The sequence below is a fragment of the Micromonospora noduli genome (genome assembly GCF_003264475.1).
GTDB lineage: Bacteria > Actinomycetota > Actinomycetes > Mycobacteriales > Micromonosporaceae > Micromonospora > Micromonospora noduli.
The window spans coordinates 176,890-192,367 of sequence record NZ_PYAC01000033.1; the positions used below are offsets into that span (position 1 = coordinate 176,890).

At 72.3% G+C, this 15,478-nt stretch carries 15 protein-coding genes and 1 riboswitch; of the genes, 5 read left to right on the top strand and 10 right to left on the bottom strand.

What is annotated here, in order from left to right:
- Positions 1–23: 23 nt before the first annotated feature.
- The 5 genes from MED15_RS25440 to MED15_RS25460 all read right to left on the bottom strand — a co-directional run bounded on the left by MED15_RS25440 (position 24) and on the right by MED15_RS25460 (position 5,054).
- Positions 24–770 carry an alpha/beta fold hydrolase gene (locus MED15_RS25440; protein WP_112585537.1) on the bottom strand — a complete coding sequence of 249 codons (747 nt, stop codon included), beginning with the start codon at positions 768–770 and terminating at the stop codon, positions 24–26.
- A gap of 123 nt (positions 771–893) precedes the next feature.
- Positions 894–1,742, bottom strand: coding sequence for a C39 family peptidase (locus MED15_RS25445; protein WP_181541904.1), 849 nt, complete (start codon positions 1,740–1,742; stop codon positions 894–896).
- Between the two features lie 232 nt (positions 1,743–1,974).
- Positions 1,975–2,115, bottom strand: a riboswitch (cyclic di-AMP (ydaO/yuaA leader).
- A 284-nt stretch (positions 2,116–2,399) separates the two neighbouring features.
- The gene (locus MED15_RS25450; protein ID WP_112731674.1) at positions 2,400–3,170 is read right to left on the bottom strand and encodes a hypothetical protein; all 771 of its coding nucleotides are present in this window, start codon (positions 3,168–3,170) and stop codon (positions 2,400–2,402) included.
- Between the two features lie 133 nt (positions 3,171–3,303).
- Positions 3,304–3,726 carry a hypothetical protein gene (locus MED15_RS25455; protein ID WP_112737124.1) on the bottom strand — a complete coding sequence of 141 codons (423 nt, stop codon included), beginning with the start codon at positions 3,724–3,726 and terminating at the stop codon, positions 3,304–3,306.
- A gap of 92 nt (positions 3,727–3,818) precedes the next feature.
- A complete protein-coding gene (locus MED15_RS25460; RefSeq protein ID WP_244220581.1) occupies positions 3,819–5,054 on the bottom strand; it encodes an acyltransferase family protein in 1,236 nt (411 codons plus the stop codon).
- A gap of 299 nt (positions 5,055–5,353) precedes the next feature.
- On the opposite strand from MED15_RS25460, the gene MED15_RS25465 reads away from it, so the two are divergent.
- Positions 5,354–6,517 (top strand): glycosyltransferase family 2 protein, encoded by a 1,164-nt coding sequence (locus MED15_RS25465; protein ID WP_112737217.1) that lies wholly within the window; start codon positions 5,354–5,356, stop codon positions 6,515–6,517.
- A gap of 133 nt (positions 6,518–6,650) precedes the next feature.
- Positions 6,651–7,703 carry a pseudaminic acid synthase gene (pseI, locus tag MED15_RS25470; RefSeq protein ID WP_112737126.1) on the top strand — a complete coding sequence of 351 codons (1,053 nt, stop codon included), beginning with the start codon at positions 6,651–6,653 and terminating at the stop codon, positions 7,701–7,703.
- Positions 7,704–7,733: 30 nt separating this feature from the next.
- Here pseI and MED15_RS25475 read toward each other — a convergent pair whose 3' ends face one another.
- From MED15_RS25475 to MED15_RS25490, 4 genes are read right to left on the bottom strand one after another with little or no spacing between them, the layout of a single operon-like run.
- Positions 7,734–8,258 (bottom strand): hypothetical protein, encoded by a 525-nt coding sequence (locus MED15_RS25475; protein WP_208646723.1) that lies wholly within the window; start codon positions 8,256–8,258, stop codon positions 7,734–7,736.
- Entirely contained in the window at positions 8,242–8,997 is a 756-nt protein-coding gene (locus tag MED15_RS25480) for an SDR family NAD(P)-dependent oxidoreductase (protein WP_112699883.1), read from the bottom strand. Before MED15_RS25480 ends, MED15_RS25475 begins: the two co-directional genes overlap by 17 nt.
- Entirely contained in the window at positions 8,990–10,270 is a 1,281-nt protein-coding gene (locus tag MED15_RS25485) for an AMP-binding protein (RefSeq protein ID WP_112699882.1), read from the bottom strand. Before MED15_RS25485 ends, MED15_RS25480 begins: the two co-directional genes overlap by 8 nt.
- Positions 10,267–10,518: an acyl carrier protein gene (locus tag MED15_RS25490; RefSeq protein WP_091401397.1), complete on the bottom strand. Its 252-nt coding sequence runs from the start codon at positions 10,516–10,518 to the stop codon at positions 10,267–10,269. Before MED15_RS25490 ends, MED15_RS25485 begins: the two co-directional genes overlap by 4 nt.
- Before the next feature lie 100 nt (positions 10,519–10,618).
- On the opposite strand from MED15_RS25490, the gene MED15_RS25495 reads away from it, so the two are divergent.
- Positions 10,619–11,128, top strand: coding sequence for a GNAT family N-acetyltransferase (locus MED15_RS25495; protein ID WP_091401394.1), 510 nt, complete (start codon positions 10,619–10,621; stop codon positions 11,126–11,128).
- A gap of 102 nt (positions 11,129–11,230) precedes the next feature.
- Here the strand turns inward: MED15_RS25495 and MED15_RS25500 are convergent, their stop codons facing one another.
- Positions 11,231–12,967, bottom strand: coding sequence for a hypothetical protein (locus MED15_RS25500; protein WP_167457724.1), 1,737 nt, complete (start codon positions 12,965–12,967; stop codon positions 11,231–11,233).
- Positions 12,968–13,332: 365 nt separating this feature from the next.
- Here MED15_RS25500 and pseB point away from each other — a divergent pair, with 365 nt between their 5' ends.
- Together pseB and MED15_RS25510 are read left to right on the top strand one after the other, a co-directional pair.
- Entirely contained in the window at positions 13,333–14,316 is a 984-nt protein-coding gene (gene pseB / locus MED15_RS25505; RefSeq protein WP_112585521.1) for a UDP-N-acetylglucosamine 4,6-dehydratase (inverting), read from the top strand.
- Positions 14,313–15,470 (top strand): DegT/DnrJ/EryC1/StrS family aminotransferase, encoded by a 1,158-nt coding sequence (locus MED15_RS25510; RefSeq protein ID WP_112585519.1) that lies wholly within the window; start codon positions 14,313–14,315, stop codon positions 15,468–15,470. The genes pseB and MED15_RS25510 overlap by 4 nt, the downstream gene beginning before the upstream one ends.
- Positions 15,471–15,478 lie beyond the last annotated feature (8 nt).

Here is a 15,478-nt window from a genome sequence, read left to right on the forward strand (position 1 = left end):
CCGAGGCCGGCCGCCCTGACCGCTCAGCGGTACGGGTCCAGCAGCGCCAGCACCGCCGCCGGGTCCTCCACGTGCGCGTTGTGCCCGAGACCGGGCAGCGTGGCGACCGGTACGCCGTACTCCTTGAGCTGTTCGTCGGTGACCATCGGATCGTTCTCCCCGCGCGCCAGCACCACCGGCACGTCGGTCGCCGCCAGCAGCGCGGTCAGGTCGGGCTCGCCGACGGCGAAGGCGGTCGGGTCCATGGCGAGGCGCCACCGGCCGTCGACCTGGCGCAGCCCGGCGTCCACCACGGGGTGGTCCGGCGGGACCAGGCCGGCCAGCCCGGAGACCCGCAGGTAGCGGCGAGCCGCCTCGGTGCGGCTGGCGAACCAGCTCACCGGGCGGGCGGCGACCTCGGCCGCGCGGGTCAGCTCATCGGGTGACCAGAGCGCCTTGATGCCCAGCCCGACGACCGCGTCCACCGGCGTTCCGGCGTCGCGGGCGGCCAGCGCCAGGCCGACCACCCCACCCAGCGAGTGCCCGAGCACGACGAGCCGGTCGTCGGGAGCGAGGGCCTGCGCGACCTGCTGGGCGAAGCCCGCGAAGGAGTACGACGGCAGCGGCGACGCCCAGCCGTGGCCGGCGAGGTCCGGTGCCAGCCACCGCCCGGGCCAGTGCTGCTCAAGGTACGGGGCCCAGGGCAACCACACGTCCCCGGTCGCTCCCATGCCGTGCAGCAGCAGCAGGACCGGCCTGCGGCCGGCGTGACCACCCGTCTTCTCCACCACGGCCGCAGTCTCCCACGGTTCACGGCCGGGTACGAGAGCCGTCGATGACGGACCGCGCGGACAAACGCCGCGGGCGCCGGCCCCTTGTGGGAGACGGCGCCCGCGGCGGTCAGCGTGCCCGGGTCAGGCGGAGTAGCCCCGGCTGGTGATCCAGTTGGCCAGGTCGATAGTGGTGATCCAGTACGACGGGTCGGCCGGGTTCGCCGAGTCGGCGATCCGTACGGTGCGACCGTTGTCCTTGTAGCCCACCACGGCGATGTAGTGCCCGCCGCCGTAGGAGTGCCAGCCGCCGTCGGTGTCGGTGGCGTCCCCGACGACGTTGGCCACCACGCCCCGGCCGTCGGTGATGGCCTTCACCACGTCGGCCTGGAGGCGGTCCATCTGGGCCGGGCTGGGCGCGCCGGGGAACATCCGGGTCCGGTACGGGGAGCCCTTCACCTCGGCGTTGAGCACCCGCGTGGTGTCCTCGGCCGAGTTGGTGCCCATCTCGGTGGTGCCCAGCTCGGCGCCGAGCTCCTGCTGTGTGCGGTCGATGCCGGCGGCGCTGAGCGCGTTCCGGGTGGCCGCCGGGCCGCAGTTGTAGTAGGTGTTCTGCGCCTCGTAGTCGTAGTCGAGCACCTTGGTCGCGGGCGGCTTCGGCCGCTCCGGCTTCCGGGTCAGGTCGGGGTTGCTGCTGGCCTTGGCGGCGGGCGACGCGGCGCTGGTGGCCGGGGCGGCCGTGGTCGGCACGGCGCTGGCCGAGGGGGACGCGTCCCGAGCCTCGCCGCGGGAGGCGGCGACGTCGCTGCGCATCTCGGCGACAGTGGTCGCGGTGCGCTGGCCGGCCGGGGCGTCGTCGGCAGTGGTGAGCAGGGCGCCGGTGGTGGTGGCGATCGCGAGGGCCGCCGCGGAGGCGGCGACGATCTGGTACGGGCGCTCGGTGGCGAGGCGGCGGAGCTGACGCTGCAGGGTGTGCTTCACGGGGTCCTCCACGGATCGGGGGAGAGCGGCACACCGGGGCCGGACCGGTATCCGGGCAGGCGCCAGCGCGCGGACAGTGGTCCGCGGATGGTGAACCGCTCAGGGGAACGCCCGGCGCGGCCGGGCGGGGAAGGCGATGACCCGGGGGGTCAGCTCACCGTCACGCGACGAATGAGCGGGTGCACCGCCGCGCCGTGGAGGCGAGGGAACAACCGAGGGGTGGAAAGGTGCTGCACGAGGATGGGACTCCTTCCGACACCGCCTACCGGGTTAGCTGACGGATTCGGGCGGGAAGACGCCCTACCGCGGGCCGTGGCTCGCGGATTCACCCCGGACTTACTGGTGGGTCCCCGGTTCGTTGATCACGATTAAGCGGGTCGATGCGGCGTCGCGTCTTGCGATCGGTTACCGCACCGGACGGCACGACACTACTGGCGTCTCAACGCCCTGCCAAGCCAGGTTCACCTGCGTAAACCCCAATCGGCGCGACAATTTCTGCGCGTATTGCCGATGATGTGACTCGATGGGACAAGCGGTTACGGCGACGCCTGCGGGCGACAACCGGACAGGCCGCAAAGAATGCGGCCACAATCGCGTGAACAATCCCGCCGATCGCGTCGGACGTCCGGTTTCCCGATTGGGTGACCGGCCTCACATCACGGATTGGGCTCAACCCGCCCGGGCCGGGCGCCAGCGTGCCACGACGGTGGGACGCAACGCCCCGGCCACCGTGCGGCGCGCGGGGACCAGGGTCGGGCGTAGCCGGGCCGCCGCGGCGTACGCCTCCTCGGCGAGGGCACGAGCCGAATCGGCGGCCAACTCCGCGTCGCGCCAGGCGGCCCGCTCACGGTCGGCGGCCACCTGGTAGTCGGCCAGCCGCGCATCCCGGACCACCCGGCTGATCAGCACCTCCTGCTCGACCGGGTGTCGCCGGGGATCCCAGCCGCGCCGGTGCCCGAACACGTCGCCGAGCTGCGCCATCGTCAGGTCGCCCCGCCAGTACGCCGCCATCGCCGCCCGGTGCAGATAGCGTTCCCGGGCGGCGTACTCGGCCGGGGTGTGCGGGGTCTGCGGGGTGGGCAGCGCCCCGGCGCCCGCGAAGCGACGGGCGGCGGTGTCCGCCTCGTCGTACCCGATCCAGGCCTGCTCCAGCTGCTCCTGAGCGGTCAGCCAGGCGGCGCGTCGTCGCTTGGCGGTGGTGGCCGCGCCGGCCGCGGCGACGGCGACCTCCTCGGCGTAGCGGCGCCTGTCGACGGCCTCGGCGGCGGCCAGCTCCCGAGGAGTGGGCCCGGCCGGGAGCGGGTCGTCAGTTGGCCGGTCCCGTTCGGGGCGGGCGGCCAGCACGGCGAGCAGGCCCAGGGTCAGCAGGAACAGCGTCGACCAGATGGCGGCGGCCCGCGGCATCTCGGTCACGAACTGGTAGAAGACGACGGTCTCCATGGTCGGCACCTCGGGGAGAGAGCAGTGCGATGGGGAGCCGCGCCGACCAGTGGGCCACGGCGGGCCACGGATCGGCGGGTCAGGGGGCGGGTGGGTCGACAGGGCGCGGTGTCGGGACGGTCGTCCCGGTGGCTCAGCGCCCGGGTGGAGCCCGGGAAGCCCGACCACCCGCTGCGTCGACGAGGGACGGCCGGTCAGATTCGGCCGCGCGGACCGGCAGCACGCCGGCCGCGATGGTGCCCTGATCGTCGGGGAGCGCCACCGGCGTGTCGACCGACCACGTCGGGACCGACTCCTCGGCGGCCTCCGGCGGTATCGCCGGGGCCGGGCGGGCCGCACCGTGTGCCTCGGAGTGGCGGTAGCAGGCCGTCAGCGACCCGGCGGCGACCGAGGCTGGCACCGCGCTCGACGTCGGCACCGGGCCGGGTGTTGGCGTGGCGGCCGTGGCCGGGCCTGCGCCGAGCGCCAGGGCCGCGACGACGGCGAGGCTGGTCAGCACCCGAGTCGCCCAGCGCGCCACCCACCACAGCGGACAGGTGAACGCGACCGGAAGCACGTCCCCACGCTACCGTCGCGCCGACCCGGGCGCACCGACCACGGGCGTGTCGGAGCACGCCGCGCCGACCTCGTTGACCAGGGTGGACGTTGTCAGCGAAGGTCGACGTACGTTGATCGACCGGCGGGCTGAGCGACCTCGTCGGCAGGTACGTCGACCTCGCCACGGGCGCTGCCTGCGGGGTCCCGTGCGTCATCGTCGCCGGCCGCCCGTTGTCGGGGGACGGGCGCCGGACGGGCCGCACGGCGCGGCGCGAGCCGGCGCATCATCGGGGTTTCGACGAAGCGGTGCAGCAGCCCGGCGAGGATCAGGTTCGCCGCCAGGAAGCCGAGCACCACGGCCGGGCCACGCCAGCCCGCGAAGCCGATCCCCCACGTCCCGCTCCAGCGCAGCACGCTCGTCATCACCAGGACGTGCACCAGGTAGAAGGCGAACGAGACCTCACCGAGCCAGACCACCGGCCGGGACCGCCACGGCGAGCGCCGACCCCGCACGTCCGCGTCCGCGGCCGCGGTGATCACCAACAGGTACGCGACCGCGAGCAGCGTGGTCCACAGCTCGGCGCGGATCCACTGCGCGGCCGCCACCCAGGTGACCACGAAGATCCCGCTGGCCACTGTCAGCCCGGGACCACGCCAGAGCCCCCGGCGCATCAATTCGGCCGCCACCGCGCCCAGCCAGAACTCCAGCGACCGCACCGGCGGGAAGATCTGGGTGAACCACCAGCGGCTCACCTCCGGCACCAACTCCTGTGCCGGCCAGAGCGCGAGGATCAGCAGCGGCAGCACGACGATCAGCGCCCAGAGCAGCTTCGGTCGGGCCCGGCGCAGCAGCGGCAGCGCCAGCGGCAGACAGAGGTAGAAGAAGAACTCGCAGGACAGCGACCAGCTGACGGTGTTGATGCTGTAGAACCAGCCCGGCCGAGGGTCCCACGCCTGCAACAGCAGCAGGTTCTCCAACGCCGCCGCCGGCAGGACCGGGTCGGCGAACCACCAGGCGACCACCAGCGTCGCCGCGAACAGCACCAGGTGGTTCGGGTAGATCTTGGCGATCCGCCGCCGCCAGAAGGTACGCCGGGAGTCCCCCTCCCGGGCCGACCAGACCAGCACGAACCCACTGAGGATGAAGAAGAACTGCACCCCGGAGAGACCGAGGGTGAACAGCGCGTCAATCACGGCCTTGTAGTCCGGCTCGGCGATGATCCGCATGGTGCCGGCGTGAAAGCCGAAGACCAGCAGCGCGGCGATCCAACGCAGCCCGGTCAGCGAGGGCAGCCGGGGCGGGGCCGGTGCGGGCCGGGCGGCCGACGTCGCGGCGACGCTCGTCATGCCGGGATCCCGGCGCTCGGCAGGGTCACCAGCACGGTCGTAGCCTCCTCGTCGCGGCGTCGGACGGCGCGACGGCGACGCCCACGACGACCCGGCAGGGCCGCACCGAGGCACCCTACCGGGTCACTCCCGGGTGAACCGGACGCATCCCACCCGCCCCACGAGCCCGCGATCCGCGGGTCCGAAAACGCCCACCAGCCCGGCGTTAACCTTCCGCTGGGCGGGAGTTCAGAGAGTCCACCATCGGCGGCAACGTCAGGTTCCGGGGCCGGCCACCCGGGTCGTCGAAGGTGGCGGACGTGGTCAATGAGCCGACGCACGCACCGCTGCTGAGCATCGTCGTGCCCGTGTACGGCGTCGAGGCGTACCTGTACCAGTGCCTCGAGTCGATCCGGGCCGACATCCCGGCGGGCGAGTCGGACGCGGTCGAGCTGATCGCCGTCGACGACGCCTCCCCGGACGGCTGCGGCGACATGCTCCGCTCGTACGCGGTCAGCCGCGACGGCGTGCGCGTCGTGCACCTGAGCAGCAACGTGGGTCTGGGGCTGGCCCGCAACGCCGGGCTCGACGTGGCCACCGGCCGGTACGTCTGGTTCGTCGACAGCGACGACTGGTTGCCGCCGGGCACGATCGCGGCGGTGCTGGACCGGTTGCGCCAGCACCAGCCCGACGTGCTGATGCTCGATCACCTGCGGATGCACGAAGGCGGCAGGCGGGAGGTCGACGCGAGCAGCCCGCTGCTGCGCGGGATCACCGGCGTCACCCGGTTGGCCGACCAGCCGCAGCTGCTGCGGGTGCAGCACACCGCCTGGAACAAGGTGGTCCGCCGGGACTTCATGGACGAGTTGGAGCTGCGGTTCTTCCCCGGCTGGTACGAGGACATCCCGTTCAGCCACCCCCTGCTGATCGGGGCCGAGAAGATCTCCGTGCTGGACCGGGTCTGCTACCTGTACCGCCAGGGCCGCCAGGGCGCCATCACCTCCACCCGCAGCGGCCGGCACTTCGACGCCTTCGCCCAGTACGAGCGGCTGATGGACTGGGTCGCCCGAAAGCACCCGGACGAGCGGTTGCAGGCCGAGCTGTTCGAGCTGATGATCAGCCACTACCTGGTGGTGGTGGGCAACGACGGCCGGCTGCACCCACACCTGCGGCGCGACTTCTTCCACCGGGCCGCCGCGCACTACCGTCGCTACCTGCCCACCGGCGGTTACCCGCTGCCCCCGGGAGTGACCGGGCTCAAGCACCGCCTCGTCGGGCGGGGTGACTGGGTGGCGTACTCGGCGCTGCGCCAGGCCCATCGGGTCGCTGGTCGCCTGCGTCGACCCGGCCCGGCGGTCAGCGCCGACGGCGGTTCGCTCGCCGCCGACGAGGACCCGGGGCGAGGGGCGAGCGCCGGGCCGACGCGCGACGGTGGGCTCGCGCCGGAGCGGCGTGACGCGCTGGCCGTCGGCCGGCTGCCGTGATCGACCCCACCGCGCAGCACGCCGGGAGCCGGGGCGGCTCCCGACGCCCTGATTTCCCAGGTCGTCCGCCCGCCGGGTGGACGACGACAGCACCACCGCACCCCGGTGCGGGCGTACCTGAGCAGAGGTCGGAATGACGGCGACAATCAAGATCGGACCGCACGCGGTCGGTGCCGGGGAGCGACCGTTCGTGGTCGCCGAGATGTCCGGCAACCACAACGGCGATCTGAACCGGGCGCTGGCCATCGTCGACGCGGTGGCCGCGAGCGGGGCGCACGCGCTCAAGCTCCAGACGTACCGGCCGGACACCATCACCATCGACGTCGACACCCCGGCGTTTCGGATCTCCAGCGGGCACGAGCTGTGGGGCGGGGAGAACCTGTACCGCCTCTACGAACGCGCGCACACCCCGTACGAGTGGCACGCCCCGATCTTCGAGCGGGCCCGCGAGCAGGGCCTGACCGTCTTCTCGTCGCCGTTCGACGCGACCGCCGTGGAGCTGCTGGAGTCGCTGGGCGCGCCCGCGTACAAGATCGCCTCGTCGGAGCTGGTCGACCTGCCGCTGATCCGACTTGTGGCCAGCACCGGCAAGCCGATGGTGATCTCCACCGGAATGGCGACGGTCGCCGAGATCGACGCCGCCGTACGCACCGCCCGGGCCGGCGGCGCGGCGGGCATCGTCCTGTTGGCCTGCACCGCGTCCTACCCGGCGCCGCCGGCCGACAGCAACCTGCGCCGGTTGCCGGTGCTGGCCGGCGCGTTCGACGTGCCGGTCGGGCTCTCCGACCACACCCCCGGCATCGGGGTAGCGGTCGCCTCGGTGGCGCTCGGCGCCTGCTTCATCGAGAAGCACGTGACGCTGGACCGGGCCGACGGCGGCGTGGACTCGGACTTCTCCCTGAACCCGGCGGAGCTCACGGCCCTGGTCGCCGAGTCCGGCCGCGCGTACGAGGCGCTGGGCGGCACCGCGATCGGACCGACCCCCGCGGAGCGGGAGGCGCTACGGTTCCGCCGGTCCCTTTTCGTGGTCGAGGACGTCCGGGCCGGCGATCCGGTGACCGCGCACAACGTCCGCTCGATCCGGCCGGCCGGCGGGCTGGCGCCCGTGGAGATCGACCGGGTCCTGGGCCGCACCTTCACCACCGACGTCCCGCGTGGCACCCCCCTGAGCTGGGACCAGATCTAACCCCAGCCGCCCCGCCCCGCGATCTTGCAGTTACTGTTCCGGCGAAAGGCGCGCAAGCCGCGATTCGGCGTCAGAAAGTGCAAGATCGCGGGGCGGGAGGGTCGGGGCGAAGCCGACGGTGACCACCAGGTCGGCCACCCAGAGGGTCCGCCAGATCGCCGATCCGTCGGCCGGCGTACCCAGACCATGGCGCCGCCACCACGCCGCCACCGACACATCGGCCAACTTGCACCAGCATTCGGCCCGCGTCCAGCGGGCCCAGAAGTCCGCCGTGCCGAACCGGCGGGCCAGCGCCGGGGGCACCGGGGCATCGGCGCGCTCCGCGTCGACGGCCACCCGCCAGCCGGGCGCCGGTGGGCCGTACCAGCCGACGCACCGTCCATCGTCGAGGTGACTGCGGGTCACCGCGTCTGCCATCGCGGCCGGCGACCCGATGCGCAGATGCTGCTCGGCGGCGACGAGCAACCCCGGCACCGGACGCGGCAGGGCCGCCCCGCCGTGCCGTGCTGGTTGCACCGGCAGGGGAACACCCCGCAGGTCAGATGGCGGCGGCACCGTCCACCACTATGACCTGGCCGTTGATGTTGGTGTGCTCCCGCAGCAGCATCCGCACGACCGGGGTGACCTCCACCGGCTCGGTCAGGTGACCGGTCGGGGTGCGGCGCACGATCTGGTCGAGCTGGGTCGGACCGAGCACGGCGGACATCTCCGAGGCGAAGAATCCGGGCGCGACCGAGTTGACAAGCATCCGGCCGCCCAGTTCGCGGGCGAGCGAGCGGGTGGCGGCGTCCATGCCGCCCTTGGTGGCCGAGTACGCGACCAGGCCGGGGAAACCGCGCTGCCCGCAGATCGAGGTGATGTTGACGATCCGCCCGCGCAGCCCCTTGGCGAGCATCCGACGGATCACCAACCGGGTCAGCTGAAGCGGGGCCGTCAGGTTGGTCTCGATGATCCGGGCGATGTCGTCGGCGGCGGTGTGTGCGTGCAGGGAGTCCTGCCCCATGGCGGCGTTGTTGACGATGCCGTCGATCGGGCCGAGGCGCTGCTCCACCTCACGGACGAAGATCTGCGCGGCGCGCAGGTCGGTGACGTCCACCGAGCCGACGTGCACCCGGTCGGGGTGCTCGGCGGCGAGCTTCTCCAGCTCCGGGGTGACGGTGCGGGCGAACGCGGCCACGCGTACGCCCGCGTCGAGCAGGTCGGTGACGATGGCCAGGCCCAGGCCACGGGAACCGCCGGAGACGAGGACCACTGAGCTGGGCGGGACGAGCTGGGTGTCGGCTGGCTCAGACATCGCTCTTCAGGGTCTCCTTGACGGGAATGTCGGTCAGGACGCGAATGCGGCGTGGCACCGCGTGCTCGGGAAGCCGGTCGGCGCACCAGCGGACCAGCGCGGCCTCGTCCGGCACACCGGTGTCAGCGCCGGACGGGTCGGCAGCGGCGAGGACCACCTCGGCGACCACCATCCGCCCGAGCACCGGGGCGCGGCGGCCGGTCACCCGGGCCCAGGCCACCGCCGGATGCCCGGTCAGCACGCCGCGGACCAGGCCGGCGGAGACCTTGCTGCCACCGACGTTGATCTCGTCGGAGTCCAGTCGGCCGGTGATCAGCACCCGGCCGTCGAGCACCTGCACCCGGTCGCCGGTGCGGATCGGGCCGGCGAGACCGGCCCCGTGGTACGGGGAGGTGACCACCAGCTCGTCGTCGCGGACGGAGAGCGTCGGCCGGCCCGGGGTCTCCCGGTCCAGCCAGTCGACCGGGAACCCGGCCCGCCCGTCGTGCACCACAATGGACGCCCCCACCTCGGAGGACGCGTAGATCCAGGAGATCCGGGCCGTCGGGAAGACCTCCCGCAGCTGGTCCAGGATCGCCTGGTCCACCGGCTCGCCGCCGAGGGTGATCTGACGCAGCGGCACCCGGGCCAGCGCTTCGGCGTCGCGGTAGAGGGTGCGCCGCCAGAAGGTCGGGGTGCCGGACGCCGCGTCCACCCCTTGGGTGGCCGCGACAGTGGGCCAGTCGTCCAGCTCGTCCGGCTCGACCACCACCAGGTGCTGGCCCGGCTGGGTCAGCGACAGGGTGACGACCTGCCACCAGGCGTACGTGCCGGGGGCGTACGGGCAGAGCCAGGTGCGGTCGGGCTGATCGGCCCGCACTGTGGTCAGCGTGTCGAGGGTGTGCCCGACCCGCTTCGGACGCCCGGTGGAGCCAGAGGTCAGCAGCCAGAGCCGGCCCGGCTCGGCGGCTCGCGGCCGGGCCGGTGCGCTCGGGTGCACGCCGTCGTCGTCGAGGACGCTGACGGTGAACCCGGCGGCCAGCAGCTCGGTGCGCATCGCCGCGTCGACCCGACTCGCGGTGCTGAGCAGCAGCTCGGTGCCGTGCACGGCGTGCTGCCGCGCCGCGGTGAGCGCGTGTACTGCCGAGTGGGCGAGCACCGCCACCGGGTCGGGCAGGGTGGGCGTCGGCAGCGAACGCCAGGTCAGCGCGGCGCCACCGACGACGAGCCGGTTGTCGACACCGGCCGGCTCCGGGCTGGCGGGGGTCAGGTGGCGCGACGTCGCGACGGTCACTGGTGTTGAAGCTCGACGAGGAAGTCGAGGACGTCCCCGACGGTGGCGATGCGACGCAGCCCGGGGGCGTCGAAGTTGAGCTCCTCCCCCGTCTCGTCCTCCACCCGCAGGGCCAGTTCGGAGAAGTCGAGCGACCGGAAGCCGATCTCCCGCAACTGCGCCGCGTCGTCCGCGGGCAGCTCCTTGTCCTGATTCTTCAGGACCTGAGCCATGAGGTCGCGGATCTGCGCGCGACTCAATTCGTTCATGCGCCGCAGTCTACAACCCAACGAATGCCTATCTGATTTCCCGGTAGGCCCGGGTAAGGTGCCGGAACCCGACATGAACGGCTAGGAAAGCGAGACGCACGTGCTGCGCGAAGCGACGACGGACGACGTTCATCTGATGTTGTCCTGGCGTAATCAGGAAACCAATCGACAGGTCAGCAAGACCAGTCACGAGATCACCGCCGAGGAGCACGCCCGGTGGTGGTCGGCGGTCCGCGACGACCCGTCCCGGCGAGTGCTGGTGTACGTCCGCGACGACCGGCCCTGCGGTGTGGTCACCTTCTTCGACCTGCGGTTGGACGGCCCCCGAACCGGCGCGTGGGGCTTCTATCTCGACGCCGACGGGCTGGACGGGCGAGGCGAGACACTGCCGGCCTGGCTGGGTGTCATGCGGGAGGCCGTCGAGTACGCCTTCGACGGGCTGCACCTGGACCGACTCGACGGCGAGGTGCTCGGCCACAATACCGTCGTACGACAGATGAACCGGCGTTTCCGATTCGTCGAGGGCACCCCACGACAGGAGCTGTCCGACGGTCGGGAAATCACCGTCATCCCGATTTCCCTGGCTCGGGCCGACCGCCGCCAGCGCTGATTGTCGGACACTTTTCCGTAATGGACGGGAACCATTAACCGACAGTGCTCCCGGTGGACATCCGCCGTTCACGAATAGCGGTGTCCACCGGGGCGGGGTGGGTCAGGCCCGCCGCCAGGCCGCCCAGTGCTGTTCCGGGTTCCCACCGAGTCGGACGAAGCCGTACGCCGTGCCGTCCCAGTCGTCGACCTGCCCCGGTGCCCAGCGGGCGAACACGACCTGCGCCGCCGCAGGCGGCTGCTTGTCGCCGAACCACCGGACGTCGGTCCAGGTCACCTGATGGCTGAGGTTGAACCGGAGGACGTAGTGCACGCCGGTCGAGGCCCACACCCGCTCGCCGGGGCGGACGCCGACGTCGGCCACCCGGGGCGTCGGGGCGGTGCTCTCGGCGGCCGGTCGCACGATCCGTTGGTCGATCACCTGCATCGTGACGAGGTTGACCACCACGAGGGCGCCGAGGATCGGCAGCCGCAGGCGGGGCACCCGGGCCGCGACGACGAGCAGCACACAGCCGGCGATGCCGACCAGCGACCCGACCACCGGTCGCAGCTCCCGCCAGCCCCCGGTCAACGCCACCAGGTCCGGCGCGCTGAACCCGCCGTAGCGCAGCTGATGGCCCTGGCTGGCCACGTACGCGAGTCGGGCCGCGATCAGCGCACCGCCACCGACCAGCAGCGCCACCGCGACCGCCGCCCGGCGCAGCACCACCCGCCAGCCGGCGGTGAACAGCACCCCCAGCCCGACCAGCAGCCAGAACGGCGCCAGCATCTGCACGTACCGGCCATAGATCGCGTCCAGCGGCTTGCCGGTGATGCCGGACAGGATCACCGACGCGCCGCCGGCCACCCCGACGGTCACCACCAGCGCCACGCCCATCGTCCAGCGGGCCGCGTCGCCGTGCCGTGGACGCCACAGCTCGCGCACCGCGCCGGCCCAGGCCACCCCGGCCATTCCGAACGTGATCACCACGAGGTACCAGAGCTGGGTGGTGACAGCGGCGCTCACCCGGGCCACGCCCTGGGCGGAGGCGATCGCCTCGAACGTGCTACCGCCAGGGGTGCTGCCGAGCAGGTAGACCTTGCCGCCGAGATAGCGGATGGCGGCCTCGTTGACGAGCGCCATGGCGAGCACCGGCAGCAACGCCGCGAGCACCACGGGCGGGCTGATCCGGCGACGGACGAACAGCAGCAGCACCAGCCCGGCGTGCACGGCCACGATCACCAGGCCGCGGGAGTGCAGCAGGTGGAACCCGCCGACGAGCAGGCCCACGGTGGCGGCGGCGAGCGGGCCGGGCCGGGTGATCCACCGGTGCACGGCGAGCAGCCAGGCGACCACGAGCGGTGCCATCACCGCGTCGATCATGGCGACGCCCGCGTAGAAGGCGGTGGCCGGCAGGGTCGCCGCCGCGACCGCGCCGAGCAGCGCGTACGAGCGGCGCAGCTGGAACAGGCGGCGACCGAACAGGTACGCCAGCGGCAGCAGCGCCGAGTTCACCATCGCGTTGATCAGCTGGACGATCCGGTAGCTGTCGGTGAAGTCCCGGTCCCCGAGGAACGCCGGCGAGATCAGCATCGGGTAGCCGACCCGGCGCAGCAGGTCGTTCTCGCTGCTGAAGCCCCCCGGACCCCCGGCCAACGCGCGGGCGGTGTTCAGGTAGCTGTCCTCGTCGGTGTGGGCGATCGGCAGCACGACGTGCCGGGACCACCACATGCGCCAGGCCACGCTGAGCACCCAACCGACGACCAGCAGCAGCGGCACCAGCCAACGTCGGGAGGGCGGGCCGCTCGGCGTCTCGGCCACCACCACCGGCCGTTCGACCACGTCACTACCGGGTGCCATGAACGCCTCCAGAATTGCCGGCCGGACCGGGCCCGCGCTGGTCCGACGGGCCCACCGGCCGGCGTCGGTGACGTCCGGGGTGGCCCGCTCGCATCGAGCCGGTGTGGATGTCGGGTGAACGTGGGACCCGGCTGCGCGCCGGGCCGCCGGGTCGTTCGCGCGGTCACTGTAACGGCCCGTTCCGGCCAGGTCAGCCCACATTCGGGACGGTCGGAAGTGTTCGCCTATGCGGTGTTCGGCATTCACGGGAGCAGAGGTCGTGGTTCACCCGCGAGCGCCGAGGAGTTAACCCGCCATGGCTAGCGTGTCACCCCGGTCGGCCGGCCCAGGGCCGCTCGTTCATCCACGAACACGGGAGCACCACATTGAGTGAGTTGAATGGATCGTCCATTCTGATCACCGGGGGAACTGGTTCCTTCGGCAGGACGTTCCTCCGGCACATCCTCAACGAGGCCGACCCCGCCCGCGTGGTGGTGTTCTCCCGCGACGAGCTCAAGCAGTACGAGCTGCGCCAGCAACTCGGCGACGACCCGCGGCTGCGCTGGTTCATCGGCGACATCCGGGACCGGCACCGCCTCACCAGGGCCATGCACGGCGTCGACCACGTGGTGCACGCCGCCGCGCTGAAGCAGGTGGACACCGCGGAGTACAACCCCTCGGAGTACATCGCCACCAACATCACCGGCTCGCAGCACGTCGTCGACGCGGCGATCGAGGCCGGCGTCAAGAAGGTCATCGCGCTCTCCACCGACAAGGCGTCCAGCCCGATCAACCTGTATGGCGCGACGAAGCTGGTCGGCGACAAGTTGTTCGTCTCGGCCAACCACTACGCCGCCCAGCACCCCACCCGGTTCGCTGTGGTGCGCTACGGCAACGTGGTGGGCAGCCGCGGCTCGGTGGTCCCGCTGTTCCGCCGGCTGGCCGCCGAGGGCAAGAGCCTGCCGATCACCGACAAACGGATGACCCGCTTCTGGATCACCCTGGATCAGGCCGTGCAGTTCGTCATGGACTCGTTCGACCAGATGCAGGGTGGCGAGCTTTTCGTGCCGCGCATCCCGAGCATGCGCATCCTCGACCTGGTCGAGGCCGTGGCCCCGGACGCCACCACTCACGAGATCGGGATCCGGCCGGGCGAGAAGCTGCACGAGGAGATGATCGCGCCCGACGACAGCCGGCGGACGCTTCGCGCCGACGGCCGGTTCATCGTCCAGCCGACCATCGCCACCTGGGGCTACCAGGCGCCGGTCGACTGCGACCCGGTGCCGGACGGCTTCGCCTACCAGTCGGACACCAACGACGAGTGGCTCACCGTCGAGCAGTTGCGCGACATGCTCGGCATCAACGGATGACGGGGATGCTCCCGTACGGCCGGCAGTCGATCAGCGAGGACGACGTAGCAGCCGTCGCCGACGTGCTACGCGGCGACTGGCTCACCACCGGTCCGCAGGTCGACGCCTTCGAGGCCGACCTCGCCCGGTGGACCGGCGGAGTCGGTGTCGCCGCCGTCTCCAACGGCACCGCGGCACTGCATGTGGCGTACGCGGCGGCCGGGGTGGGGCCGGGCGACGAGGTGGTCGTCCCGCCGATGACGTTCGTGGCGACCGCCAGCAGCGCGGTCGCCCTCGGCGCGAAGATCGTGTTCGCCGACGTCGACGACGAGACGTTCTGCCTCGACCCGGCGGCGGCCGCCGCCGCGGTCACCTCGCGGACGAAGGTCGTCGCCGCTGTCGACTACGCCGGTCACCCCGCCGACTACGACGCGCTGCGCACGTCGGTCGAGGGCAGCGACGCGCTGCTGCTCGCCGACGCGGCGCACTCGATCGGCGGGACGTACCACGGTCGGCCGGTCGGTTCCCTCGCCGACCTGACCACGTTCTCGTTCTTCCCCACGAAGAACCTGACCACCGCCGAGGGCGGCGCCGTCGCGGCGCTGGACCCGGAGATCCTGAAGCGGGCCCGCCGGTTCCGCGGCGTCGGCGTGGTCCGCGAACGCGGCGACCTGCGTTTCCCGGATGAGGGCGGCTGGCACCAGGAGGTGCACGAGTTCGGGCTGAACTACCGGCTGCCGGACGTGCTCTGCGCTCTGGGTCGCAGCCAACTGCGTCGACTCGGCGAGTTCACGGCCCGCCGCAGCGCCCTGGTCGCCCGCTACGACGAGGCACTGGCCGACCTCGACGGCGTACTGCTGCCGAACCGCAGGTCGTGGGCCGACCCGGCCTGGCACCTCTACCCGATCCGGGTGCTCGACGGGCGTCGCCGCGAGGTGTACGACCGGATGCGGGCCGCCGGCATCGGCGTCCAGGTCAACTACATCCCGGTGCACTGGCACCCGGCCTTCGCCGACCTGGGTTACCGGCGCGGGTCCTGCCCGGTGGCCGAGTCGTTCTACGCCCAGCAGCTGTCGCTGCCGCTGTACCCGGGACTCAGCGACGCCGACCAGGACCGCGTCATCGATGCGCTGACCGCCGCGGTGCGGGTCGGCTCGGTGCGTTCCGCCGCCTGATGGGAACC

Excerpts from the sequence above, each read along its gene's own strand:
- MED15_RS25490 (WP_091401397.1), bottom strand. The coding sequence starts at position 10,518 with ATGAACGAATTGAGTCGCGCGCAGATCCGCGACCTCATGGCTCAGGTC.
- MED15_RS25480 (WP_112699883.1), bottom strand. The coding sequence starts at position 8,997 with ATGTCTGAGCCAGCCGACACCCAGCTCGTCCCGCCCAGCTCAGTGGTC.
- MED15_RS25460 (WP_244220581.1), bottom strand. The coding sequence starts at position 5,054 with ATGACGAGCGTCGCCGCGACGTCGGCCGCCCGGCCCGCACCGGCCCCG.
- MED15_RS25500 (WP_167457724.1), bottom strand. The coding sequence starts at position 12,967 with ATGGCACCCGGTAGTGACGTGGTCGAACGGCCGGTGGTGGTGGCCGAG.
- MED15_RS25450 (WP_112731674.1), bottom strand. The coding sequence starts at position 3,170 with ATGGAGACCGTCGTCTTCTACCAGTTCGTGACCGAGATGCCGCGGGCC.
- pseI (WP_112737126.1), top strand. The coding sequence starts at position 6,651 with ATGACGGCGACAATCAAGATCGGACCGCACGCGGTCGGTGCCGGGGAG.
- MED15_RS25510 (WP_112585519.1), top strand. The coding sequence starts at position 14,313 with ATGACGGGGATGCTCCCGTACGGCCGGCAGTCGATCAGCGAGGACGAC.